Raw genomic sequence first — 24062 nt, 5'->3', positions numbered from 1 at the left:
CATGCAGTCGTGGTGCCCGTTCCAGCCGGGTTCGCCGGTTGTGCGGGGCACCACGACTGCATGATCGACCAAGCGGTGGGTGGGTCAGGGGTGGGCGGGGGATTTTTCGTCCAGGTGGGCGCGGAGGCCCTCGCCCTCGATGTCCACGTTGGGCAGGATCTTGTCCAGCCAACGGGGGAGCCACCAGGCCCGCTTGCCGAGCAGCGACATCACGGCCGGCACGATGGTCATCCGGACCACGAACGCGTCGATGGCGACGCCGATGGCGAGCGCGAAGCCCATCGACTTGATGACCGGATCGTCGAGGAAGACGAAGCCGCCGAACACCGAGATCATGATCAGTGCGGCGGCGGTCACCACCCGGGCGCCGTGCCCCATCCCGTTGATGGTCGCCTGCTGCGCGGTGTCACCGTGCACGAAGTCCTCCCGCATCCGGGAGACCAGGAAGACCTCGTAGTCCATCGCCAGGCCGAACAGGATGCCGATCAGCAGGATCGGCAGGAAGCTGACCAGCGGACCGGGCGTGTCCAGGCCGACCAGGTCGGCGAGGTGGCCCTGCTGGAACACCGCCACGGTGATGCCGAAGGTGGCGGCGACGGTGAGCAGGAAGCCGAGCGCGGCCTTGACCGGCACCAGCAGCGAGCGGAAGACCAGCATCAGCAGCAGCACCGACAGGCCCACCACCAGCAGCAGGTACACCGGCAGCGCGTCGGAGAGCTTCTCGGAGACGTCGATGCCGATCGCGGTCGCCCCGGTCAGCAGCACGTCGACGTCGGGGAACCCGCCCACCTCCGCACGGACGTCGTTGACCAGGGTCTCGGTGGCCTCGTCGGTCGGGCCGGTCTTCGGCACCACCCCGAGCAGCGCGGTGCGGCCGTCCGGGCTGAGCTGCGGCGGGGCCACCGCGAGGACGTTCTCGGTGCGCTGGATCAGCGCGGTGACCTGCGGAATGGCGGCCGAGGTCGCCTGCGGGGTGTCACCGGCGACCACCACCGCGAGCCGGCCGGTGAAGCCGGGCCCGAAGCCCTCGGTGATCACGTCGTTCGACTCCCGGGCGGCCGAGCCGACCGGCGCGGTGCCCGCGTCGGGCAGCGCCAGCCGCATGTCGGGCGCGGGCAGGGCGAGCAGCCCCAACCCGATCAGCCCGACCAGGATGACCGGCACCCGGAACCGGGTGACGAGGCGCGCCCAGCGGAACCCGAAGCCCGACCGGTCCTCGGCCGGCGGGGTGCCCGCGTCGGCGGCGTCGCCCGCCCGGTCCCCGGCTGCGGCGTCCCCGACCGTGGAGCGCAGCTTGCGGGGCAGCACCCGGCGGCCGGCGAAGCCGAGCAGGGCCGGCTGGAGAGTGATCGCGACCAGCACCGCGATGGTGACCGTGCCGGCGGCGGCCAGACCCATCACCGTCAGGAACGGGATGTTCACCACGGCCAGTCCGGCCAGCGCGATGACGACGGTGGCGCCGGCGAAGACCACGGCCGAGCCGGCGGTGCCGACCGCGCGGCCCACCGCCTCGTCCGGTGGCAGCCCCTCCATCAGGTTCTGCCGGTAGCGGGAGGTGATGAAGAGCGAGTAGTCGATGCCGACCGCGAGGCCGAGCATCAGGGCGAGGATCGGCGCGGTGCTGCTCAGGTCGACCACGCTGCTGATCGCGAACAGACCCGCCATGCCGACGCCCACGCCGATCAGCGCGTTGAGCATCGTCATCCCGGCCGCCACCAGCGAACCGAAGGTGACCACCAGGACGATCGCGGCGACCGCCACGCCGATGGCCTCGGTCGAGCCGACCTCCGGCACGCTGCTGAGCACCTCGCCGCCGGGCGCGACCTCCCAGCCCTGGGCCTCGGTCCGCTCGCCGACCTTCTCGTACGCGTCGCGCTGGGCGTCGGTCACCTCGTCGGCGCCGGTGGCGAACTGGACCTGGACCAGCGCGTACCGGCCGTCGGGGGAGACCGCCCCCACCTGGAACGGATCGACGGCGCCGACGACGCCGGGCAGCGTGGCGGCCTCCTGGGTGAGTTCCTTCACCACGGCCTGCCCCTGCGGGCTGGCGAGCGCGCCGTCGGCCGGCGCCTTGACCGCGATCGTGCCGGTCGCGCCGCTCGCCGCCGGGAACTGCTCGGCGAGCAGGTCCAGGGCGCGCTGCGACTCGGTGCCGGGCATGGTGAAGTTGTCGGCTATCGGGCCGCGCAGGGTCGCGGCGGCGAGGCCGAGACCGACGAGTACGACGAGCCAGATCGCCGCGACGAGTCGCCGCCGGCGCATCGAGCCCCGGCCGAGCCGGTAGAGCAGGGTGGCCATGAGTTCCTTGTCCTCGGTCGTGGATGGTTGGGTGGGAATCAGTCGACGGGCTCCAGTGCCCGCCGGGCGAGTGCCAGCAGGGCGGCGCGCAGTTCCTCGTCGGGTATGTCGGCGAACTCCCCGCAGGTCTCGGAGATGCCGGCGAGCAGCACCAGCGCCACGATCCGGGCGGACGGGCGTTCCGGGTGCCCGGCGAGCGCGTCGACAAGCCGCTCGGAGATCCGCTGGATGTGCGCGAAGGCGGGCTGCTGGAGCAGCTCCGGGAACTCGCCCCGGAGCAGGGCGATCTCGCGACGGAAACGGACCGCGAGGTCGACGAAGCCCTCGGCGGCGACCCGTTGGGCGTCCGCGCCGTGATGCGCGCGGATCCGCTCGTCGAGCGCCTGGAGGACGTCGATCGCCGGGGCCATCAGCTCGGTGAGGATGGCCTCCTTGTTGGCGAAGTGGTAGAGCACCGCCGCCTTGGAGCAGCCCACCTCGCGGGCGATGTCCTGCAACGAGGTGCCCCGGTAGCCGGTCGTCGCGAAGCGTCGGGCCGCCGCCGCAAGGATCTCGTCGTGCGTCTCCGGAACCATCCGCGCCATGCCGGTCCACCTCCCCGACCAGCATGCCTGACCGATCGGTCAGACCCTGACCGATCGGTCAGATGGAGGGCGTGGCGTTCCCCACACGCGGCCGGGGTTTACCCCTGCGGGACGGGCGGGAGACCCCCGTCGTGCGTCCCGTCGTACCTGGCCCGGGCGTCGGCGATCGCGCTGCGGTGCCGCTCCGCCCAGCGGGTCAGGGCCACCAGCGACTCGTGGAGTTCCAGCGCGATCGGGGTGGCGGTGTACTCCACCTTCGGCGGGACGGTCGGGTGGACCTTCCGGTGCAGCAGACCGTCGCGCTCGAGGTTGCGCAGGGTGAGGGTGAGCATCCGGCGGCTGATCCCCTCCACGCGGCGCTCCAGCTCCGTGAAGCGCACCGGGCCCCGGGAGGCGGCCACGAGGATGCCGATGCTCCACTTGCCGCCCACCCGGTCGAGCACCTCGCGGACCGTGCAGGCCGTGGCCTGGCCGGGGGCGAGGGACCCGTCGACCGCCCCGCACGCCTCGGACGCCCGCCCGCCGGTGCCGTCGCTGTTCCCCTGCGGCATGCCCATGCCTCCTCACGCTCCGCCCTCATGGTCACAGAGGGTGTTCCCCGCCGACAAACCGTGTCGCCCGTGCGCCGTCGCCGGCGGAAGCGGCAAGGCCCATCGACACGGGATCGGGGCTGCGCCCCGGGCGCCGGTCCGCCGAGAATCGGCGTATGACCGACGACCTCACCGTCCGGGCGGCGGCGCTGCGCACGCTGCACCGGCCCGGTGACCCGCTGATCCTGCCCAACGCCTGGGACGCCGGCTCCGCCCGCCAGATCGCCGCCGCCGGCTTCCCGGCCGTGGCCACCAGCAGCAGCGCCGTCGCCGAGGCGCTCGGCCACGCCGACGGCGAGGCCACCCCGCCGGGGGAGATGTTCGCCGCCGTGGCCCGCCTCGCCCGCGCCGTCGCCGTCCCCGTCACCGCCGACCTGGAGCGGGGGTACGGGCTGCGCCCCGCCGACCTGGTGGAGCGCCTGCTCGACGCCGGTGCGGTCGGGCTCAACCTGGAGGACTCCGACCCGCGTACCGGCCGGTCGGTCGACGCCGGGGCGCAGGCCGACCTGCTCGCAGAGGTCCGGGCGGCGGCCGACGCGGCCGGGGTGCCGGTGGTGCTCAACGCCCGCATCGACGTCTTCCTCGCCGGCGGCGGCGACCCCGCCGCCCTGCTCCCGGAGGCGGTCCGCCGGGCCACCCGCTACCTCGCGGCCGGCGCGGACTGTGTCTACCCGATCCTGCTCGCCGACCCGGCGATCCTGTCCGAGCTGGTGGCGGCCGTGCCCGGGGCGGTGAACGCGCTCGCCCGCCCCGGCGCCCCCACGGTGCCGGAGTTGGCCGCGCTCGGGGTGGCCCGGGTCAGCTACGGCGGGGGCCTGTACGCCGCCGCCCGCGGGCACACGCAGCGGATGCTCGACGTCGTCCGGGCCGGCGGCGATCCGTTCGCGGCGGTTCGCCCCGCCGCGTCCGGTTGACCGTCGGCCCCCGGGCCGCGAAGGTGGTCGGATGAGTGGCGCTGACGAGACCCGGGACGGGGTGTCGCTGACCAACCTCGACCAGCCGTTGTTCGACGGCGCCGACGCGACCAAGCGGGACCTGGTCGACTACCTCGACGCGGTGCACGAGCAGGTCCTGCCGCAGCTGCGCGGCCGGCCGCTGTCGGTGATCCGGGTCCGGCCGGGGCAGCCGCCGTTCATGCAGAAGAACCTGCCGAAGTACACGCCGGACTGGGTGGCCCGCACGCCGGTCTGGGCCGAGGCGTCGCACCGCGAGATCTCGTACGCGCTCTGCGACGACCGGCGCACCCTGCTCTGGTTCGCCAACCAGCGCGCGGTGGAGTACCACCCCACCCTGGCCACGGTCGACGACCTGCACCGCCCCACCCACCTGGTGCTGGACCTCGATCCGCCGGAGGGGGACTCCTTCGCGCTGGCGGTCGCCGCGGCACTGCTGGTCCGGCAGGCGCTCGCCGACGCGGGGCTCGCCGGCGCGGTCAAGACCAGCGGGGCCAAGGGCGTGCACGTCTTCGTGCCGGTCGCGGAGGGCGCCACGGTGGAGGACATGGCCGCCGCGACCCGGGCGGTGGCGGCCCGCGCCGAACGGCTCGACCCGGCGCTGGCCACCACCGCCTTCATCCGCGAGGACCGGGGCGGCAAGGTGTTCGTCGACTCGACCCGGGCCGGCGGGGCGACAGTGGTGGCCGCCTACAGCCCCCGGCTGCGGCCGGGCGTGCCGGTCTCCTTCCCGGTCGACTGGGCCGACCTGGGCGACGTGACCCCGGCCGACTTCACCATCCGCACCGCCCCGGCGCTGACCGCCGGACGCGACCCCTGGGCCGAGCGGCTGCCCGCGCCGCAGCGGCTCCCGGCGGACCTGGTCGCGGAGGGGCACACCATCCCGGTCGCCCGGGTGCAGGCCATGCACGAGGGCAAGCGCCGGGCCCGCGCCCGCCGCGCCGCCGGCTGACGTACGCGCACCAGCCCCGCCCGCCACCATCGGCCCTGCCGGTGCTCGTCACCGCCGCCGTCGTTCGTCCCGTCGTCTGTCGCCCGTTGCCGTCGCTCGTCCGTCGTCCGTCGCCTCTCGTCCACCCGGGCTACGTCGGGAGGCGACGCCCGGCCGCGCGCACGGGCGACCGGCCTGCGCCGCCGTACGTCCAGAGGCGACCCCGCCTTCACGCCGTCGGGCGGCAGACGGGCCGCGGCGGCCGACCTAGCGTCGACGGCGACCCAGCGGACGGCGCCGGGACGACCCGGCCGACGGCGCCGGGACGGCGTCGACGGATCGGCAGGAGGACCCATGACCCGCGACAGGCTCACCTGGACGGTGCTCGTCGTTCTGGTGTGGACGGCGATGATGTCGTTCGGCGGCGTCGCCGCCGAGACCGTGATGCTCTACCCGAACATCTTCGGGGACCCGCCGGCGTCGCTGGACCGGGCCCGCGAGTTCCTGGTGGCGGGCGGCCCGAGTGACTACTTCCCGCCGCTCGGCGCGACCGTCGTGCTCGCCTGCCTCGCCGCAGCGGTGCTGACCTGGCGCGACCGCCGGCTGCGCTGGTGGATCGCCGGCGCGGCCGTGGTCTTCGTCGCCTGCGAGTTCCTGTTCTCCGTGTTCTTCTTCTGGCCGCGCAACGAGATCATGTTCGTCGACCCGGTCGGCACGCACTCACCGGAGTACCTGCGTCAGGTCGCGGCCGAGTTCGTCGCCGGGCACCGGGTGCGTCTGGTGGGCGGGGCGGTGACCGCCGCGCTGGCGTTCGTCGCGCTGCTGCGCTGGGCGGGGCGGCCCGGCACGGGCCCCACCGGCCAGGCGGCACGGCGCGCCACGGACCCGGCCGACCAGGTGGCGTAACCCCGGTCCTGCAAGGAAACGAACATTTCTCCGGCGATGTTGACGATCTCCTGCGGATCTCGGCGAGATGTGCAGGAAATCGCTGGTTCGGCGGTCGTGGCCCATGCCACACTTCCCGGCATTTCCCGCGCCCGTCGGCCGGCCCGCACCCCGACCCGGTGGGCCCTGGTCGCCGGGGTTCGCGCTGCTGGGCGACACGCAGATCGACGTGGACCTGCCCGAGCGGACCGAGGGCGTGCGCTGGACGTACGAGCAGATCGCCGCCCGGGACCCGGAGGTCGTCTGCCATGTCGGGGACATCGTCGAGCACGGCTCCGTGGCCGAGTACGACACCTACCTCGACACCATCCCGGCGGCGCTGCGACCCCGGATCCGGCACGTGCCGGGCAACCACGACTGGCGCTGGGACAGCACGGCCGGTGAACGGTACGGGTCGCTGTTCGGGCCGAGCCGGTACTCGTTCGACCACGACGGCCTGCACTTCGTCGCGCTGGACCCGAGCCACCTGCTCCAGGAGCCGGGCGGGTTCGGCGAGTCCGGCATCCGGTGGCTGACCCGCGACCTGGACCGGGTGCCGCGCGGCGTGCCGATCGTCATGCTCTGCCACTTCCCGTTCGGCGGCGACAACTACTACGTCTCCGACCAGGAGCGGCTGCTGCGGCTGCTCGACAGCTACGACGTACGGGCCATGTTCGCCGGGCACGTGCACGCCGAGCAGGTGCAGCGCTTCAACGGGGTGACCCAGTTGGCGGTGGACGACACCCGCGGCTCGGCGATCTACTACTGGGTGCAGCGCACCGACGGCCCCGACGGTGAGGTGCTGAAGGTCACGGCCGTGCAGCGGGCCGCCGACGGCAGCGCCGAGGCCCGGGCGGTGCTGGACATCCCGATCGCCGGCCCGCGTACCGCCGCCGGGCAGCGACCCCAGGCGGTGTCGCTCGACCCGGCGGGCGCCGCGCTGGCGGTGTCCGTGCGGCTCGCCCCGCACGCCCGCACCGCCAACGTGAAGGCCCAGCTCTATCCGCAGCACACCTACGGGCTCAAGGACGACGGCCAGTGGCGCAACCTGGCCCCCGACGGGGCCGGCCGCCGCTACACCGGCGGGCTGGACCTCACCTCGCTCCCGCCCGGCGAGCACCGGATGACCGTACGGGTCACCGACGCCGACGGCGCCTGGCACGAGCAGACCCGCACCTTCGCCCTGCCCGACACCGCCCGGCGGCTGCGCTGGAGCGAGCAGTTCGGCGCGCCGGTGCAGGCCGGCCTGGCCGCCCGGGACGGCCTGCTGATCGCGGCGACCACCGGCGGGAACGTCGTCGGCGCCCGGCCCACCCGCCGGGGACTGTCCCGGCGCTGGCAGACCCGGATCGGCGCGGTGTACGGCCGGCCGGCGTTCGCCCCCGACGGCGGGACCGTCTACGTCCCCTCCGACGACCACCGCCTCCACGCCCTCGACGCGGCCACCGGCCGGCGCCGGTTCACCCACGACGCCGGTGTCCCGGTGCTCGGCAGCCCGCTGGTCACCACGGTCGACGGTCGTACCGTCGTGGTGATCTCCGCCGGCGAGACCCGGCAGGCCGTCGACGCGCGCACGGGCGACCCGGTGTGGCGGGTGGCCGGGAAGGGCATGTTCGCCGGGCGCGCCGCCAGCGACGGCACCCGCGTCTACGCCGGCGCAGGCGACGGCAACGTCTACGGCCACGACGCCCGCACCGGCGCCGTGCTCTGGTCGTTCTCCACCACCACCCGCACCACCGCCTACAGCCGCCTCATCTACGGCCCCTGGGCGGACAACCTGGAGGTGCTGCCCAACGGGCTGGTCCTGGTGTCCACCGTGGCCAGCGCGTTCGCGCTGGACCCCGCGACCGGGGAACCCCGCTGGTCGATGGCCGGCTCCTACGTCTACGCCCCGAAGCTCGTGCTGGACGGCGGCGACGTGCTGATGTTCGACGACGGCGGTCGCACCGCCTCCCGGGTGGACCCGGTCACCGGCCAGGCCCGCTGGACAGCCGGGCTGGGTGCCCGCCCGGTCAGCACCGGCGCGGCGATCCACGACGGCGTCGCGTGGACCCCGACGACCACGGGACTGCTGGTCGGGCTCGACGTGGCCACCGGGGCCGTCCGCTCCCGGCTGCAACTGACGACCAGCGCCTACTGCTACAGCCCGCCGGTCGTCATCGGCGACCTGCTGCTGGTCGGCGACCAGGACGGTTTCCTGCACGGCCTCGCCGCCGACTGACCCCCGTGGCGGTGCGGCACCGCCGCCTGCTCGACGCGGTGCCGCCCGCCCGCACCCGGTCCCCGCGCCCGGCTTCCGGCCGGTGTCCGCGCGGACGGCGGCTGTGGGCGCGAGGGCGGCCCGGGTGACACCCCACCCGGGCCGCAGCAGTACGTGACCACGCGACCTGGGTGCGCGGGCGGGGCCAGCCGGGTGGTGTTCGCGTGCGGGACGGGGCACCGGTCGGGCTCGAACGGCGTGCGTCGAAGACCGCCGCCTCGCTGCCGGAAACGGCCTCGCCGCTGCCCTGGTGCACGGAGACGCCCGACGACACCTGTCGTCGGGCGTTTGCGTGGTGATCGTCGTCTTCAGGTTGACGGAGGAGAACGGTCAACCTCGGATGAGCGAGGTGTTGACTGGTGTGGTGTGGTGCCCCCGGCAGGATTCGAACCTGCGCCCCCGCCTCCGGAGGGCGGTGCTCTATCCCCTGAGCTACGGGGGCTCAGCGACTGGAGAAGACTAGCAAACGTCTCCCCGGAACGCCGAATCGGTATCCGGCGCGCGCCCTCGTGTCGCCCCGCCCCGCTGGTGTCGTTCGCCGGAGGACCGCTGACGGGTGCCGCCCTGTCCCACCTGCGTCGAATGTTGCTGCTGGAAAGCCCTCCGGCCGGCACGAGTGGAACCTCACGGGTGTCTCCGGGCACCGGATACACCCCTGACGTTCCACTCGCCGATGCCGCCCGCGGATGCGGCCGGCTGGTGCGGGGGCGGGCGCGGAGGGTCAGGCGGCGACGGCGCGGCCGCAGCTCGGCAGCGGGTGCAGCACGATGCGGCGGGGCAGGCGCCGGGGCCACTCGCTGCGGGGCCAGGATCCGTCCACGATCAGGTGCACGGTCCGCTGCTCCTCGCCGCTGAGCCGCAGCACGAAGTCGCGCGGGAGCGGCGGGTCGACCGACGGAGTGGTGATCATGAAGCGCACCCGGCCCCGGGAGGAGACGGCGGAGATGACGTCCGCCGCCGGCATCGTGCCCCGCAGGCGTACGCGGCCGATCCAGTAGACCTCGGCGAGGTGTTCCTGCGCCGCCCGGGTGATGGCCGGGTACTCGCTGCGCACCCAGCGTTCCACCGCGCCGACGCAGAGGCCGCAGGCCCGTTCCCGGGGCTCCCGGGGGCCCAGCCCCCAGGCCCGCAGGTACGCACCCACCGCCCCGGCGTCCATGGACGGCTCGAAGCGGTGCTGGATGAGGGCGTGCAGGCTCTGCCGCGTCCACAGCTCCTCGTCCAGGCCCAGCTCGTCGGGATGGACGCCCCGCAGGATGTCGATGAGTTCGAGCTCCTGTTCGCGGCTGAGCGTTCCCGGCTCGCCCTGCCGCTGTCCGCGACGGACGGCTGCCACCGCCCCGTCACCGCCGATGGTGTGGCGCCGGCACCAGCTGGTGACCGAACGCCGCGCGTCTCTCAGTGCAACCCCCACGTCCTGCGCAACGAGCCCGAATCGCAACTGGTCACGATATGTGTGGAGAAAACTCTCTTAGTGTCGCAATAGGGTAGATCGTTCATGACTTCGCTTACCACCCAAAGCGGACAGAGGGCGTGGGGTGGTCGGCTCCCTGAGGGGGCCGGGATGGCGAGAGGTCCGCGTCGGCCGGGTGAAGCGGCGGCGACGCGGACCTCTCGACGGGGCGGCGGTGCGGTGGCGGCGGGTCAGCCGCCCAGCCGCTTCAGCGCGTTCTGGAGATTGGTGAGGTCGTTGCGCTGGGTGTTCTTCATGGTCTGCGCGGTCCTGACGACGTCGGGCTCGTCGCTGACGTCGAGGATGCCGTCGATCATGTGGATGCCGCCCAGGTGATGCTTGATCATCAGTTGCAGGAAGAGGACGTCCAGCTCCCGGCCCTCGGCCGCGTGCAGCTTCGCCATCTCCTCGGGGGTGGCCATGCCCGGCATGAGGCCGTTCCTGACCAGGCCGGCGCCGTCGGACATCCACGACATCGGCGGCTCACTGCCCGCCGGGTCGAGCCCCCACGAGCGCAGCCACGTGTGCATGGTGCCGATCTCGCCCTGCTGGGAGGTGGCGATGTCGCCGCCGATGCTGCGGACCTCCGGGTCGCTGCCCTCGTCGAAGGCGATCAGGCCCATCTCCACCGCCTGCGCGTGGTGGGTCAGCATGTCCCGGGCGAAGCCCGCCTCCGCAGAGGCGTCGCCCGGCCGGGTGAGCCGGGGGGTCAGCATGCCACCGGCGTACCCGAGGAGCAGCCCGACCACGACGGCCAGGGCCAGTGCGGCCGTGCCCCAGCGGGCCGGCGACCGCCGCTCCTCCGGAGCCGGGCTGGCCGGCTCGCTGGTCGCGGTCATGGTCGGGATGCTCATCGCTCTCCTCAGCCCTGCGGCATCTGCTGGGCGTCGTCGCGCGGCGTGGTGCCGGTGGCGGTGATGCCCTGGCTGCACAGCGCGGTCGGCCCCTCGATCGAGGCGTTGACCCGCAGCGTCTTGATGAACTCGTCGATGCGGCCGTCGTCGGCGTTGTCGACCTTGAGCTGGTAGCCCCAGGCCTGGAGCGAGATCGGCTTGTCCAGCCCCTCGAACGGGCTGAGCATCAGCTTCTCCTTGCCCCGCACCTTGTCGGCGAGCTTCGTCACCTGGTCGGCGGGCAGGTCCGGGCGGTAGGTGATCCAGACCGTGCCGTGCTCCAGGCTGTGCACCGCGTGCTCGTTGGCGATCTGGGCGGGGTAGACGTCACCCATGCAGTTCTGCCAGGCCGCGTTGTGCGGGCCGGCCACCGGCGGGAGCACCGTGTAGGTGAGGGGTCCCGTCTTGTGGTTGCCGCCGGACACGAGGTCCTTGTCCTTCTCGCGGAAGTTGACGATGCCGTCGATCGCGTCCGCCCGGTCCTCCCAGGGCTTGGCGCCCTGGAACGTCGCCCAGGCGCCGTAGCCGATGATCGCCACGGCCAGCACACCCACGGCGACGAAGAGCGCGATCGGCCCCCACGAGCGGCCCTGGCTCACCTTCACCGGGGCGATGGGCTTGCGGCCCTTGCCCCCGGCGCCGGGGCGGGTGCCCGTCGGCTTGCCGGACCCGGTCTTGGCGCCGGTGGAACCGGTCTTCGCGCCGGTGGAACCGGGCTTGGCGCCGCCGGACCCGGTCTTGGCGCCTGCTGCCGGCCGGCCTGCTGCCGGCTTCTTGCCGGTGCTGACCACGTTCGGGCGCCGCTCGGGGCCGCCACCCGGTGTGCTGATGCTCATCGTGCCTCGTCAGGTCGGTCGGTCAGGGGATCCGGCGGGCCGGTCTCACACACTGGGTCGCCGCCGCGGGTGCCGAGTCTACCCCCGATAACATGGATCAGTGACTCCCGCAGAACTCGCCGAGGTCGTCCTATCCGCAGCCCACGCCGTCTTCACCGAGCGTGGCCTGGACCGCTCCGCCCTGCCGGAGCGGACGGCGGTCGAGCGACCTCGCAGCCCCGAGCACGGCGACTACGCCTCCACGCTGGCCCTCCAGCTCAGCAAGAAGGTGGGCGTCCCGCCGCGCGAGCTGGCCACGGCCCTCGCCGAGCAGCTCGGCCGGGCCCCGGGGGTCAAGTCGGTGGAGATCGCCGGCCCGGGCTTCCTCAACATCCGGCTCGACGCGGCCGCCGCCGGCCAGCTCGCCCGCACGATCGTCGAGGCGGGCGAGGCGTACGGGCGCAGCGACCGGCTCGCCGGGCAGCGGATGAACCTGGAGTTCGTCTCGGCGAACCCGACCGGCCCGGTGCACATCGGCGGCGTCCGCTGGGCGGCCGTCGGCGACGCGCTGAGCCGGCTCCTGCGCGCCACCGGCGCCGAGGTCGGGACGGAATACTACTTCAACGACGCGGGCTCCCAGATCGACCGTTTCGCCCGCTCGCTGCTCGCCGCCGCGAAGGGCGAGCCGGCCCCCGAGGACGGGTACGCCGGGGCGTACATCACCGAGATCGCCGACGCCGTCCGGGGCGTCCGCCCCGACGTGCTGGAGCTGGACGTCGCCGCCGCCCAGGAGGTCTTCCGGGTCGAGGGCGTGCAGCTCATGTTCGCCGAGATCAAGTCCTCGCTGCGCGGCTTCGGGGTGGAGTTCGACACCTACTTCAACGAGAAGGACCTGCACGACCGGGGCGAGCTGGACCTGGCGCTGCAGCGGCTGCGTGACCAGGGCCACCTCTACGAGTCGGACGGCGCGACCTGGCTGCGCACCACCGACTTCGGCGACGACAAGGACCGGGTGCTGCGCAAGTCCAACGGCGAGTGGACCTACTTCGCCGCCGACTGCGCCTACTACCTCGACAAGCGGGAGCGCGGCTTCGACCGCGTCGTGATCATGCTGGGCGCCGACCACCACGGCTACATCGGCCGGATGAAGGCGATGGCCGCCTGCTTCGGCGACGACCCGGAGCGCAGCCTGGAGATCCTGATCGGCCAGCTGGTCAACCTGGTCCGCGACGGTGCCCCGGTCCGGATGAGCAAGCGGGCCGGCACGGTGGTGACCCTGGAGGACCTGGTCGACGCGATCGGCGTGGACGCCTCCCGCTACGCGCTCGCCCGCTACTCCAGCGACTCCCCGATCGACATCGACGTCGAGCTGTGGACCCGGGCCACCCGCGACAACCCGGTCTACTACGTGCAGTACGTGGCGGCCCGGACGGCCAGCGTGGGCCGCAACGCCGCCGAGGTGGGGCTGACCCGGGGCGACGCCGAGGCGTTCCGCCCCGATCTGCTCGGCCACGAGAAGGAGAACGAGCTGCTCAAGGCGCTCGCCGAGTTTCCCGCCGTGGTCGCTGCGGCGGCCGAGCTGCGCGGCCCGCACCGGGTGGCCCGCTACCTGGAGGAGCTGGCCGGGGCCTACCACCGGTTCTACGACGAGTGCCGGATCCTGCCGCGCGGCGACGAGGAGACCACCGACCTGCACCGGGCCCGGCTCTGGCTCAACGACGCCACCCGCACCGTGATCGCCAACGGCCTGCGCCTGCTGGGCGTCTCGGCCCCGGAAAGGATGTAGGAACGGTAATGCGTGCTCACGAGGCCGGTGCGCTGCACGGTGACATCGGCAGCCGGGGGCCGTCCTGGCTGCGTACCCCGGTCGACGTCAACGCCCTGGTGCCGGCGCTGTGGCCGCGCAACGTCACGCGCGACGGCGACGGCGTGCTCACCGTGGCCGGCCTCGGCGTCCGCGACGTCGCGGCCGAGTTCGGCACCCCGGTCTACGTCCTCGACGAGGACGACCTGCGGTCCCGGGCCCGGGACTTCCGCACCGCCTTCGACGGCGTCGACGTCTACTACGCCGGAAAGGCGTTCCTCTGCCGGGCCGTGGTCCGGATGATCGCCGAGGAGGGCCTGCACCTCGACGTGTGCACCGGGGGCGAGCTGGCGACCGCGCTGTCGGCCGGGATGCCGCCTGAGCGGATCGGCTTCCACGGCAACAACAAGTCGGTGGCCGAGCTGACCCGGGCGCTCGACGCCGGGGTCGGCCGGATCATCCTCGACTCGTTCGACGAGATCGGCCGCCTCACCGCGCTCGCCCGCGAGCGGGGCGTCCGCCCCCGGGTGCTCATCCGGGTCACGGTCGGCGTCGAGGCGCACACCCACGAGTTCATCGCCACCGCGCACGAGGACCAGAAGTTCGGCTTCTCCCTCGCGGGCGGGGCGGCGGCCGAGGCGGCCTTCCGGGTGCTCGACGAGGGCGTCCTGGAGCTGCGCGGCCTGCACTCGCACATCGGCTCGCAGATCTTCGACGCCAGCGGCTTCGAGGTCTCCGCCCGCCGGGTGCTCGGCCTCCAGGCGCAGATCCGCGACGCGCGGGGGGTGGAGCTGCCCGAGCTGGACCTCGGCGGTGGCTTCGGCATCGCGTACACGACGCAGGACGACCCGGCCGCCCCGCAGGATCTCGCGAAGCGGCTGCGCCGGATCGTCGAGGCCGAGTGCGCCGCCGAGCGGCTGGCGGTCCCGCACCTGTCGATCGAGCCGGGCCGGGCGATCGTCGGGCCGGCCGTGTTCACCCTCTACGAGGTCGGCACGGTCAAGTCCGTGCCGGTAGGCACTGGTGGTGACGGAGCGGACGGGCGTCGTGCCTACGTGAGTGTCGACGGCGGGATGAGCGACAACATCCGCACCGCGCTCTACGACGCGTCCTACTCCGCGACCCTGGCGTCCCGGGCGTCGACCGCCGAGCCGATGCTCGCCCGCGTGGTGGGAAAGCATTGTGAGTCCGGGGACATCGTGGTGAAGGATGAATTCCTGCCCGCCGACGTGCAGCCCGGAGATCTTGTCGCGGTGCCGGGCACCGGCGCCTACTGCCGGAGCATGGCCAGCAACTACAACCACGTGCCCCGCCCCCCGGTGGTCGCGGTGCGCGACGGCCAGGCGCGCCTGATCGTCCGGCGGGAGACCGAAGAGGACCTGCTGGCATTGGACGTGGGATGACATCACCTGTGCGCCTGGCACTGCTCGGCTGCGGCACGGTCGGTAGCGAGGTGGTCCGGCTGCTGCACGAGCAGGCGGCCGACCTCGCCGCCCGGATCGGCGCCCCGCTGGAGATCGCCGGCATCGCCGTACGCCGTCTCGGCCGCGACCGGGGCGACCTGCCCGTCGACCCGGCCCTGTTCACCACCGACGCGCTCGGCCTGATCAAGCGCGACGACGTCGACGTGGTCGTCGAGGTGGTCGGCGGCATCGAGCCGGCGCGGGGCTGGCTGGTGGAGGCGCTGCGGGCCGGCAAGAGCGTGGTCACGGCCAACAAGGCGCTGCTCGCCGAGGACGGCGCCGCCCTGCACGACGCGGCGGCCGAGGGCGGCGGCGACCTCTACTACGAGGCGTCCGTGGCGGGGGCGATCCCGCTGCTGCGCCCGCTGCGCGAGTCGCTGCACGGCGACCGGATCAACCGGGTCACCGGCATCGTCAACGGCACCACCAACTTCATCCTCTCCGCCATGGACGCCACCGGCGCCGGCTTCGCGGAGGCGCTGGAGGAGGCCACCGAGCTGGGCTACGCCGAGGCCGACCCGACCGCCGACGTGGAGGGCTTCGACGCGGCGGCCAAGGCGGCCATCCTCGCCTCGCTGGCCTTCCACACCCGGGTCGGCGCGGCCGACGTGCACCGTGAGGGCATCACCGAGGTCACGGCGGCCGACGTGGCCAGCGCCAAGGCGATGGGCTGCACCATCAAGCTGCTCTGCATCGCCGCCCGGGGCGCCGACGCCGCAGGCCGGGAGACGGTCAGCGTGCGGGTGCACCCGGCGATGATCCCGCTGGGCCACCCGCTGGCCAGCGTCGGCGACGCGTTCAACGCGGTCTTCGTCGAGGCCGAGGCGGCCGGGCCGCTGATGTTCTACGGCCGGGGCGCGGGCGGCGCGCCGACGGCCAGCGCGGTGCTGGGCGACGTGGTGGCGGTCTCCCGCAACCGGCTCGCCGGGGTGCGCTCGGCCAGCGAGAGCGCGTACGCCGACCTGCCGGTGCGGCCCATGGGGGAGGCGCTGACCCGCTACCACATCAGCCTCGACGTGGCCGACCGGCCGGGTGTGCTGGAGGCGGTGGCCGGCGTGTTCGCCCGGCACGACGTGTCGATCGCCACCGTGCGGCAGGGCCCGGCGGGCGGCGGCGCGGCGGGCCGGGGCGAGGACGCCGACCTGGTGATCGTCACCCACGTGGCGCCGGACGCGGCGCTCGCCGCCACCGTGCGGGAGCTGCGCGGGCTGGACATCGTCCGTTCGGTGGCGAGCGTGCTGCGGGTCGAGGGCGGGCTCTGAGCGGTCCGCCCGCGGGGCCGGTGACGCGCGCGGGACCGCCGGCGGTGCGGGCCGGGCGTGCCGGGGTCCGTCCGTCGCCCCGGCCCGGCGGGGCGAGCGCTTCCGCGTCTCGCCTGATGGTTAACTGCGGGTGCGCCGGCGGGCACACGGCGGGACTGGTCCAGGCTGGAGGCGTGCCCGACTCGGCGGGACGGTAGAGGCGAGGGAGAACGACATGTGGCGGGGTCTGATCGACGCGTACCGGGACCGGCTGCCGGTCACCGACGCCACCCCGGTCGTGACCCTGCACGAGGGGAACACGCCGCTGCTGCCCGCGCCGGTGCTCTCCGCCCGGCTCGGCTGCGACGTGCACCTGAAGGTGGAGGGCGCCAACCCGACCGGCTCGTTCAAGGACCGGGGCATGACCCTCGCGGTCTCCAAGGCGGTCGAGGCCGGCAACAAGGCGATCATCTGCGCCTCCACCGGCAACACCAGCGCCTCCGCGGCGGCGTACGCGGCCCGCGCCGGACTGACCTGCGCGGTGCTCGTGCCGCAGGGCAAGATCGCGCTGGGCAAGCTGGCCCAGGCCCTCGTGCACGGGGCGAAGCTGCTCCAGGTCACGGGCAACTTCGACGACTGCCTGTCGCTGGCCGCCAAGCTCGCGCAGGACTACCCGGTCGCCCTGGTCAACTCGGTAAACATCGACCGGCTGCACGGCCAGAAGACGGCCGCGTTCGAGATCGTCGAGGCGTTGGGCGACGCGCCCGACATCCACTGCCTGCCGGTCGGCAACGCCGGCAACGTCTCCGCCTACTGGATGGGCTACTCGGAGGACCTGCGGGACGGCAACGCCACCCGGGCCCCGAAGATGTACGGCTTCCAGGCCGCCGGCGCCGCCCCGATCGTCACCGGGGAGGTGGTCCGCGAGCCGTCCACGATCGCCACCGCCATCCGGATCGGCAACCCGGCGAGCTGGACCAGGGCGCTCGACGCCCGGGACTCCTCGGGCGGGCTGATCGCCGCCGTCACCGACCGGGAGATCCTGGCCGCGTACCGGCTGCTGGCCCGCGAGGTCGGGGTATTCGTCGAGCTGGGCAGCGCGGCCAGCGTGGCGGGTCTGCTCCAGCAGGCCGCCGCCGGTCGGGTCCCGGCCGGCTCGACGGTGGTCTGCACGGTCACCGGCCACGGCCTGAAGGACCCGGAGTGGGCGATCTCCACCGCGCCCGTGCCCACCACCATCGCCAACGACCCGCTGGCCGCCGCCCGCTGCCTCGACCTCGCCTGAGCCGTCGGCGGATCGGCCTCGCCTGAGCAGCCGGCGGATCGGCGCCGGTCGAGTCGACGGGAGGAAAATCGGGGCGGCGCAGGCGAGTCCTGTGCATCGGACTGGGGCAGGGCCGACCGGGGCCGGTCGGGCCGGGTGGGGGAGAATCCGTACCCCCGCCAATCGCCTTTTCCAGGAGTGAGTCACGCCGATGTCGCTGCTCGCCAGATTCAGCCTCGCCAACCGAGGGCTGATCGCCCTCATCGCGGTGGTGACCACGCTGTTCGGGGCGTTCGCCGTACCGTCACTGAAGCAGCAACTCCTGCCGTCGCTGGAGTTCCCGGCGGCCTTCATCGTGGCGGTCTACCCCGGCGCCGGGCCCGAGGTCGTCGAGTCGCAGGTCACCGAGCCGATCGAGAACGCCCTCCAGGGCATCCCCGGGCTGGACCAGATCACGTCGACCTCCCGCGAGGGCTCCACGACCGTCCAGGTCCAGTACGAGTTCGGCACCGACCTGGACGACGTGGTCAACAAGATGCAGACCGCGCTCAACCGGATCGACGCGCAGCTGCCCGAGGGAGTCGACCCGCAGGTCATCGCCGGCAGCACCGACGACCTGCCCGCGGTGGTGCTCGCCGCCTCCGGCGGTGCCGACCAGCGCGTCCTCGTGGAGAAGCTGCGCGCCACGGTGGTGCCCGAGCTGGAGGCGATCGAGGGGGTGCGTACGGTCGACCTGACCGGCGCCCGCGACGACGTCGTGGTGGTCACCCCGGACCCGGCCAAGCTGGCGGCGGCGAAGCTCCAGCCGACCGCCCTCGGCGCGGCGTTGAAGACCAACGGCGTGACGGTGCCGGCCGGCGCGGTGACCGACGGCACCCGCGCGCTCCCGGTGCAGGTCGGCACCCGGCTCGCCACGCTGGACGACCTCCGGGGCGTCGTGGTCGCACCGGCGGCGGGCCGGGCGGCCCCGGTCCGCCTCGGCGACGTGGCCACCGTCGAGCAGCAGCTCGCCCCGGCCACCGCGATCACCCGCACCAACGGCAAGGACAGCCTGGGCATCGCGGTCACCGCCTCCCCGGACGGCAACGCGGTGGAGATCTCCCACGAGATCCGGGACCGCCTCGCAGACCTGCGGGAGGCCTCCGGCGCCGAGCTGACCGTCGTCTTCGACCAGGCGCCCTTCGTCGAGAAGTCGATCGAGAGCCTGACCACCGAGGGCCTGCTGGGCCTGGTCATGGCCGTCATCGTCATCCTGGTCTTCCTGCTGTCGGTCCGCTCCACCGTGGTCACCGCGGTCTCCATCCCGCTCTCGGTGGTGGTCGCCCTGATCGCCCTCTGGATCGGCGACTACTCGCTCAACCTGCTCACCCTCGGCGCGCTCACCATCGCGGTCGGCCGGGTGGTCGACGACTCGATCGTCGTGCTGGAGAACATCAAGAGACACCTGGAGTACGGCGAGCCGAAGCGGCAGGCGATCCTCGCCGCCGTCCGCGAGGTGGCCGGCGCGGTGACCGCGTCCACCCTCACCACGGTCGCCGTCTTCGCGCCGATCGCCCTGGTGGGCGGCTTCGTCGGGCAGCTCTTCGCGCCGTTCGCTATCACCGTCACGGTGGCCCTGCTCGCCTCGCTGCTGGTCTCGTTGACCGTCATCCCGGTGCTCGCGTACTGGTTCCTGAAGCCGCCGAGCGGCACGGCGGACGACGCCGAGGTGCGTCGGGCGGCCGAGGAGAAGGAGCTGCGCAACCCGTTGCAGCGGGCGTACCTGCCGGTGATCGGGTTCGCCACCCGCAAGCGGGCCACCCGGTGGATCACGCTGGGGCTCGGCGTGCTCGTGCTGTTCGGCACCTTCGGCCTGTCCCGCCAGCTGGAGACCAACTTCATCGACGACTCCGGCCAGGACACCCTGAGCATCACCCAGGAACTGCCGGCGGGCACCGGCCTGCTCGGCACCGACGCGGCGGCCAAGCAGATCGAGGCCGTGCTGGAGCGCACCGAGGACGTCGAGACGTACCAGGTCACGGCGGGCGGCGGGGACAACCCGTTCGGCGGCGGCGGCAACAACGTCGCCAACTGGTCGCTGGCCCTCGGTGACGGGACCGACGCCCAGGAGATGCGGGAGAAGCTGCGCCGGGAGTTCGACGCGCTGGGCCCGGCCGTCGGTGAGGTCAGCTTCGGCGCCGGCCAGGGCGGGGCGGCGGCCAACCAGATCGAGGTGGTCGTCCAGGGCACCGACCCGGAGGCGCTGACCCGGGCCGCCGAGGAGGTCCGGTCGGCGATGGCCGGGCTGGCGGGCGTCGAGGACGTCTCCACCAGCCTCGCCACGCGGGTGCCGCGCGTCGACGTCACCGTCGACCGGGTCGCCGCCGGCCGGGTCGGGCTCACCGAGGCCGCCGTCGGCCAGGTGGTGGCCCAGGCGTTCCGGGGTTCGCCCCTGGGGCAGGTCACGCTCGACGACGGGCAGCGGGACGTGGTGCTGCGGTTCGCGGGCAAGCCGCCGACCACGGTGGAGGAACTGCGCGCGATGCCGGTCGGGCCGGTGAAGCTCGACGACATCGCCGACGTCACCCAGACCGAGGGCCCGCAGCAGGTGAGCCGGATCGACGGCGAGCGCAGCGTCTCCGTCACCGGTACGGCCACCGGCTCGAACCTCGGCGCCATCACGCAGGAGCTGCAGAAGAAGCTGGACGGCATCGACGTGCCGGGGGCGACCTTCGCCATCGGCGGCGTCAGCGCCGACCAGGAGGAGGCCTTCGCCGACCTGGGCCTGGCCGTGCTCGCCGCCATCGCGATCGTCTTCCTGATCATGGTGGCGACGTTCCGGAGCCTGGTCCAGGCGCTGATCCTGCTGATCTCCATCCCGTTCGCGGCGACCGGCGCGATCGGCCTGCTGCTGGCCACCGGCACCCCGATGGGTGTGCCGGCGCTGATCGGCGTGCTCATGCTGGTCGGCATCGTGGTGACAAACGCGATCGTGCTGCTGGACCTCGTCAACCAGTACCGGGCCCAGGGCATGGGGGTCCAGGAGGCGGTGGTCGAGGGCGGCCGGCGCCGGCTGCGGCCGATCCTGATGACGGCGATCGCCACCATCTTCGCGCTGCTGCCGATGGCGCTCGGCCTCACCGGGGAGGGCGGCTTCATCTCCAAGCCGCTGGCGATCGTGGTGATCGGCGGCCTGCTCAGCTCGACGCTGCTCACCCTGATCCTGGTGCCGACGCTCTACGCCATGGCGGAGAACACCAAGGAGTCGTTCCGCGCCCGCCGGGCCCGCCGTTCCGGCGGGGTGGCCCCGGCCACCGGCACGGGCGACGGCGACCCGGCCGGCGACGACGGTGGGACGCCCGCCGCCGAGCCGGTCCCGGTGCCCGCCGGGGGCGCCCCGTCCACCGCCGGCACGGAGGCCACCGACGCCCCGGCGTCCCGGCCGACGCCGTCGGGCGCGCTGGTGGACGGCACCGACCAGTTCGAGGTGCTGCGGCTGCCGAAGAGCCGCACGTCCCCGCTGCCGCCGGCCGAGTAAGGGCAGTGCGCGAACACCCCCGACGGGTCCCCACCCGCCGGGGGTGTTCGCGTTCGGTCAGGTACCCGCCGTACGGCCGGCCCGCAGGTCACCGCCCGGTAGGGTCCCGAACGTGCCGTCCACCGTCTCGGTCCTCACCCACAACCGCAACTTCCGCAATCTGTTCCTCGCCGAGCTGGTGGTCTTCGGCGCCGACTGGTTCGTCATGGTGCCGCTGCTGGTGCTGCTGCCGGACCTGACCGGCAGCGGCGTGTGGGGCGCGCTGGTGCTCGCCGTCGACACCGGGATCGTGGCGCTGCTGCTGCCGTACACGGGCACGATCGCGGACCGGTTCGACCGGCGCAAGATCATGATCATTTCGAACGTCGCGGCCCTGTTCGGCGTGCTGCTGCTGCTCGGCGTCCGCAGCGCGGGGACCGCCTGGCTGGCGATGGCCGGGATCGGCGTGGTGGCGGTCGCCAAGGCGTTCTACTCCCCGGCGGCCCAGGCGGCCCTGCCCAACGTGCTCGACCCCGACGAGCTGGCCGCAGGCAACGCCGTCGCGGGGTCGGCCTGGGGCACCATGACCGTCGTCGGCGCCTCGCTGGGTGGCGTGCTCAGCGCCGCCGTCGGCCCGTACGCCTGCTTCTGGGTGGCGGCGGTGGGCCTGGTGGTCGCCGCGGGCCTGGCCACGCTGATCCGCCGGCCGTTGCAGGCGCCCCGCGACGCGGAGCTGCCCGTGCAGCGGACCTGGCCGGCGATCCGGGAGGCGCTCGGCTACATCGGGCACCGGCCGAGGGTGCTGGCGCTGGTCACCGTGAAGTCGGCGGTCGGCCTCGGCAACGGCGTGCTGACGGTGTTCCCGCTGCTCGCGGCCGTGTACGGCGTGGGCCCCGTCGGCACCGGGCTGCTCTTCGCGGTCCGCGGGGCGGGGGCGCTCGTCGGGCCGATCCTGATGCGCCGGGTGCTGACCAACCGCGCCTGGCTGCTGCCCGGGCTGGCGCTGTCGATGTCCCTCTACGGCCTGGCCTACCTCGGCACCTCGGTCGCCAACTGGTTCCCGCTGGTGCTGGCCCTGGTCTTCGTCGCCCACTTCGCGGGCGGCAGCAACTGGGTGATGTCGAACTTCGCCCTGCAGGGGGAGGTGCCGGACCGGCTGCGGGGCCGCGTCTTCGCCACCGACATGATGCTGGCGACCCTCGCCGTCTCGGTCAGCCAGCTCGCCGTGGCCGCGGTGGTGGACACCGTGGACGAGCGGGTGGTGCTGGCCAGCTGCGGCCTGGTCACGGTGGTCTACGCGGTCGGCTGGCGGATCGCCACCCGCCGGCTCTCGCTCACGGACCCGGCCGCGCAACCGGCCCCGAGCGCCGCCCGCTGACCCGCCCGGCGGTCAGGCTTGGTCCGTCCCGGCGCCCGTCGGCGCGTCCGGCCGGGATCGACCGCCCCACTGCGCCGGCACGTCGGCCCCGCCCTCCACGGTCCACCCCGGGTCGGTCGGCGGCACCGGCTGGGCGGCGGGCACCGGCGCGGTGGTCGGCACCGGCCCGCCGCCGGCGAGCGGTCGTCCGCCGAACGGGCCGGCTGCCGCGCCGCCCGCCCGCCGCCCGACCAGCACCGCCGCGATCAGCAGACCCGTCCCGATCGGGTACGCCAGGGCCTGCACCCCGCCGTAGGCCAGGTTCATGAGCCGGAAGTTCGAGTAGCCCCAGTCGAAACTGAACGCGCGGGGCAGCAGCAGGGTCCAGGCCACGCTGAGCAGTGCGCTGACCAGCAGCACACCGAGCCCGGACAGCGCCAGCAGCCGGGGCTTGCGGGGCAGCCGCCCCCCGGCCGTCGCGGTCAGTACGAGCCCGACCAGCAGCACCAGCACCGTGGGCGCCTCGAAGACGACCGCCGTCGCCAGGTACCCGAATTCGCGCATTCCCGCCTCCAGCCGCCGTCGGTCGGGTCAGGCTAACGGACCGGCGCTGCCACCACAGTCCGGTGACGAGGTCGTCCGGCCCGGTCCCATCCGTCGGGCGGGGATCCGCCCCGTCGGTGCGCAGCCCTACCATGAGCCCGTGCCGACGAACTTCATCTCCGGCCCGGTCCGGGTCCGGGTCCCCGCCACCAGCGCCAACCTGGGGCCGGGGTTCGACGCCCTGGGGCTCGCCCTGGCGCTGCACGACGACGTGGCCGCCGAGGTGACGGCGGGGGGCGTCACGGTGACCGTGGCCGGGCAGGGCGCCGGGGAGTTGCCGGCCGACGACAGGCACCTGGTCGTCCGCGCCATGCGGGCGGCCTTCGACGGGCTCGGCGGGCAGCCGCCCGGGCTGGCGGTGGAGTGCGTCAACCGCATCCCGCAGGCCCGTGGGCTGGGTTCCTCGTCCGCGGCGATCGTCGCCGGCGTGCTGCTGGCCCGTGCGCTGGTCACCGACGGCGAGACCCGGCTCGACGACGCCGCCGCGCTGCGCCTCGCCGCCGAGATCGAGGGCCATCCGGACAACGTGGCGCCGTGCCTGCTCGGCGGCTTCACGCTGGCCTGGACGGAGCCCCCCGGCGCCCGGGCGGTATCGCTGCCGGTCGCCGACGGCGTACGACCGACGGTCTTCGTGCCGGCGGAGCGCGGCCTGACGGCCACCGCGCGGGCCGCGCTGCCGGCCACCGTGCCCCACGGCGACGCGGCGCTGAACGCGGGTCGCGCCGCGCTGCTGGTGCACGCGCTGACCGCCGACCCGGGTCTGCTGCTGCCGGCCACGGTCGACCGGCTGCACCAGGACTACCGCGCCGACGGCATGCCGGGCAGCGCCGCCCTGGTGAAAGCGCTGCGTGCGGCCGGTGTGGCCGCCGTGATCAGTGGTGCGGGCCCGACCGTCCTGGCCCTAACCAGCCCGCCCGAGGGCTTCGACCCGGGAACAGGCTGGGAGGTCTGGCGGTTGGATCCAGACGGGCGCGGAGCACAGGTTGCCCGGGGTAGACTGGGACACGCAGAGCGGGACCCTGTTGCCGCAGGTCGGAAGAGTTGATTACGCTCTAGACTTAGCACAGCCGCGAAGCATGCGATCTCCCTGCGGGTCGGCGCACCCCCGAAGCTTTCGGCGGTCAGCCCGTCAC

18 protein-coding genes and 1 tRNA gene are annotated in these 24062 nt (G+C 73.8%); 11 read left to right on the top strand and 8 right to left on the bottom strand.

All coding sequences use genetic code 11. The features are described from left to right. Positions 1-84 precede the first annotated feature (84 nt). The 3 genes from AB0B83_RS06215 to AB0B83_RS06205 all read right to left on the bottom strand — a co-directional run bounded on the left by AB0B83_RS06215 (position 85) and on the right by AB0B83_RS06205 (position 3433). The gene (locus AB0B83_RS06215) at positions 85-2298 is read right to left on the bottom strand and encodes an MMPL family transporter (protein WP_357577237.1); all 2214 of its coding nucleotides are present in this window, start codon (positions 2296-2298) and stop codon (positions 85-87) included. A gap of 38 nt (positions 2299-2336) precedes the next feature. Further along, positions 2337-2882 (bottom strand): TetR/AcrR family transcriptional regulator, encoded by a 546-nt coding sequence (locus tag AB0B83_RS06210; RefSeq protein ID WP_357577236.1) that lies wholly within the window; start codon positions 2880-2882, stop codon positions 2337-2339. 98 nt (positions 2883-2980) lie between these two features. Then, entirely contained in the window at positions 2981-3433 is a 453-nt protein-coding gene (locus tag AB0B83_RS06205; RefSeq protein ID WP_357577235.1) for a helix-turn-helix domain-containing protein, read from the bottom strand. 155 nt (positions 3434-3588) lie between these two features. Between AB0B83_RS06205 and AB0B83_RS06200 the strand changes: the two genes are divergently transcribed. The 4 genes from AB0B83_RS06200 to AB0B83_RS06185 all read left to right on the top strand — a co-directional run bounded on the left by AB0B83_RS06200 (position 3589) and on the right by AB0B83_RS06185 (position 8501). Next, complete coding sequence (locus tag AB0B83_RS06200) at positions 3589-4386, top strand: isocitrate lyase/phosphoenolpyruvate mutase family protein (RefSeq protein WP_357577234.1); 798 nt, start codon at positions 3589-3591, stop codon at positions 4384-4386. A gap of 31 nt (positions 4387-4417) precedes the next feature. Further along, positions 4418-5377, top strand: a complete 960-nt coding sequence (gene ligD / locus AB0B83_RS06195; protein WP_357577233.1) for a non-homologous end-joining DNA ligase — start codon at positions 4418-4420, stop codon at positions 5375-5377. Positions 5378-5710: 333 nt separating this feature from the next. After that, positions 5711-6262, top strand: a complete 552-nt coding sequence (locus tag AB0B83_RS06190) for a DUF1772 domain-containing protein (RefSeq protein WP_357577232.1) — start codon at positions 5711-5713, stop codon at positions 6260-6262. A gap of 103 nt (positions 6263-6365) precedes the next feature. Continuing rightward, the gene (locus AB0B83_RS06185) at positions 6366-8501 is read left to right on the top strand and encodes a PQQ-binding-like beta-propeller repeat protein (RefSeq protein WP_357577231.1); all 2136 of its coding nucleotides are present in this window, start codon (positions 6366-6368) and stop codon (positions 8499-8501) included. A gap of 406 nt (positions 8502-8907) precedes the next feature. On the opposite strand, the gene AB0B83_RS06180 is transcribed toward AB0B83_RS06185, so the two are convergent. The 4 genes from AB0B83_RS06180 to AB0B83_RS06165 all read right to left on the bottom strand — a co-directional run bounded on the left by AB0B83_RS06180 (position 8908) and on the right by AB0B83_RS06165 (position 11722). After that, positions 8908-8982 (bottom strand) — tRNA-Arg (locus AB0B83_RS06180). 279 nt (positions 8983-9261) lie between these two features. After that, positions 9262-9954, bottom strand: a complete 693-nt coding sequence (locus AB0B83_RS06175) for a winged helix-turn-helix domain-containing protein (RefSeq protein WP_357577268.1) — start codon at positions 9952-9954, stop codon at positions 9262-9264. Between the two features lie 230 nt (positions 9955-10184). After that, on the bottom strand, positions 10185-10847 hold the full coding sequence (locus AB0B83_RS06170; RefSeq protein WP_357577230.1) for a DUF305 domain-containing protein: 663 nt from the start codon (positions 10845-10847) through the stop codon (positions 10185-10187). 8 nt (positions 10848-10855) lie between these two features. After that, the gene (locus tag AB0B83_RS06165) at positions 10856-11722 is read right to left on the bottom strand and encodes a DUF3105 domain-containing protein (RefSeq protein WP_357577229.1); all 867 of its coding nucleotides are present in this window, start codon (positions 11720-11722) and stop codon (positions 10856-10858) included. Positions 11723-11822: 100 nt separating this feature from the next. Here AB0B83_RS06165 and argS point away from each other — a divergent pair, with 100 nt between their 5' ends. From argS to AB0B83_RS06135, 6 genes are all read left to right on the top strand, one after another. After that, on the top strand, positions 11823-13487 hold the full coding sequence (gene argS / locus AB0B83_RS06160; protein WP_357577228.1) for an arginine--tRNA ligase: 1665 nt from the start codon (positions 11823-11825) through the stop codon (positions 13485-13487). A gap of 8 nt (positions 13488-13495) precedes the next feature. Further along, the gene (lysA, locus tag AB0B83_RS06155; protein ID WP_357577227.1) at positions 13496-14908 is read left to right on the top strand and encodes a diaminopimelate decarboxylase; all 1413 of its coding nucleotides are present in this window, start codon (positions 13496-13498) and stop codon (positions 14906-14908) included. Between the two features lie 8 nt (positions 14909-14916). Continuing rightward, on the top strand, positions 14917-16230 hold the full coding sequence (locus tag AB0B83_RS06150; protein ID WP_357577267.1) for a homoserine dehydrogenase: 1314 nt from the start codon (positions 14917-14919) through the stop codon (positions 16228-16230). 214 nt (positions 16231-16444) lie between these two features. Continuing rightward, entirely contained in the window at positions 16445-17494 is a 1050-nt protein-coding gene (gene thrC / locus AB0B83_RS06145) for a threonine synthase (RefSeq protein WP_357577226.1), read from the top strand. Positions 17495-17684: 190 nt separating this feature from the next. Continuing rightward, positions 17685-20990, top strand: a complete 3306-nt coding sequence (locus tag AB0B83_RS06140; RefSeq protein ID WP_357577225.1) for an efflux RND transporter permease subunit — start codon at positions 17685-17687, stop codon at positions 20988-20990. Between the two features lie 112 nt (positions 20991-21102). Continuing rightward, entirely contained in the window at positions 21103-22347 is a 1245-nt protein-coding gene (locus AB0B83_RS06135) for an MFS transporter (RefSeq protein WP_357577224.1), read from the top strand. A 12-nt stretch (positions 22348-22359) separates the two neighbouring features. Here AB0B83_RS06135 and AB0B83_RS06130 read toward each other — a convergent pair whose 3' ends face one another. Continuing rightward, the gene (locus tag AB0B83_RS06130) at positions 22360-22890 is read right to left on the bottom strand and encodes a hypothetical protein (protein ID WP_357577223.1); all 531 of its coding nucleotides are present in this window, start codon (positions 22888-22890) and stop codon (positions 22360-22362) included. A gap of 139 nt (positions 22891-23029) precedes the next feature. Here AB0B83_RS06130 and thrB point away from each other — a divergent pair, with 139 nt between their 5' ends. After that, positions 23030-23974, top strand: a complete 945-nt coding sequence (gene thrB / locus AB0B83_RS06125; RefSeq protein WP_357577222.1) for a homoserine kinase — start codon at positions 23030-23032, stop codon at positions 23972-23974. Positions 23975-24062: the final 88 nt, after the last annotated feature.

The organism is Micromonospora sp. NPDC049060, from assembly GCF_040649055.1.
Lineage (GTDB): Bacteria > Actinomycetota > Actinomycetes > Mycobacteriales > Micromonosporaceae > Micromonospora > Micromonospora reichwaldensis.
Note: the sequence above shows the minus strand (reverse complement) of the source record. Positions and strands in the feature narration are given on the sequence as shown.

What these genes read in the sequence shown, in the direction of transcription:
- AB0B83_RS06215 (WP_357577237.1), bottom strand. Translation starts at nt 2,298, where the DNA reads ATGGCCACCCTGCTCTACCGGCTCGGCCGGGGCTCGATGCGCCGGCGG.
- AB0B83_RS06210 (WP_357577236.1), bottom strand. Translation starts at nt 2,882, where the DNA reads ATGGCGCGGATGGTTCCGGAGACGCACGACGAGATCCTTGCGGCGGCG.
- AB0B83_RS06205 (WP_357577235.1), bottom strand. Translation starts at nt 3,433, where the DNA reads ATGCCGCAGGGGAACAGCGACGGCACCGGCGGGCGGGCGTCCGAGGCG.
- AB0B83_RS06200 (WP_357577234.1), top strand. Translation starts at nt 3,589, where the DNA reads ATGACCGACGACCTCACCGTCCGGGCGGCGGCGCTGCGCACGCTGCAC.
- ligD (WP_357577233.1), top strand. Translation starts at nt 4,418, where the DNA reads ATGAGTGGCGCTGACGAGACCCGGGACGGGGTGTCGCTGACCAACCTC.
- AB0B83_RS06190 (WP_357577232.1), top strand. Translation starts at nt 5,711, where the DNA reads ATGACCCGCGACAGGCTCACCTGGACGGTGCTCGTCGTTCTGGTGTGG.
- AB0B83_RS06185 (WP_357577231.1), top strand. Translation starts at nt 6,366, where the DNA reads ATGCCACACTTCCCGGCATTTCCCGCGCCCGTCGGCCGGCCCGCACCC.
- AB0B83_RS06170 (WP_357577230.1), bottom strand. Translation starts at nt 10,847, where the DNA reads ATGAGCATCCCGACCATGACCGCGACCAGCGAGCCGGCCAGCCCGGCT.
- AB0B83_RS06165 (WP_357577229.1), bottom strand. Translation starts at nt 11,722, where the DNA reads ATGAGCATCAGCACACCGGGTGGCGGCCCCGAGCGGCGCCCGAACGTG.
- lysA (WP_357577227.1), top strand. Translation starts at nt 13,496, where the DNA reads ATGCGTGCTCACGAGGCCGGTGCGCTGCACGGTGACATCGGCAGCCGG.
- thrC (WP_357577226.1), top strand. Translation starts at nt 16,445, where the DNA reads ATGTGGCGGGGTCTGATCGACGCGTACCGGGACCGGCTGCCGGTCACC.
- AB0B83_RS06140 (WP_357577225.1), top strand. Translation starts at nt 17,685, where the DNA reads ATGTCGCTGCTCGCCAGATTCAGCCTCGCCAACCGAGGGCTGATCGCC.
- AB0B83_RS06130 (WP_357577223.1), bottom strand. Translation starts at nt 22,890, where the DNA reads ATGCGCGAATTCGGGTACCTGGCGACGGCGGTCGTCTTCGAGGCGCCC.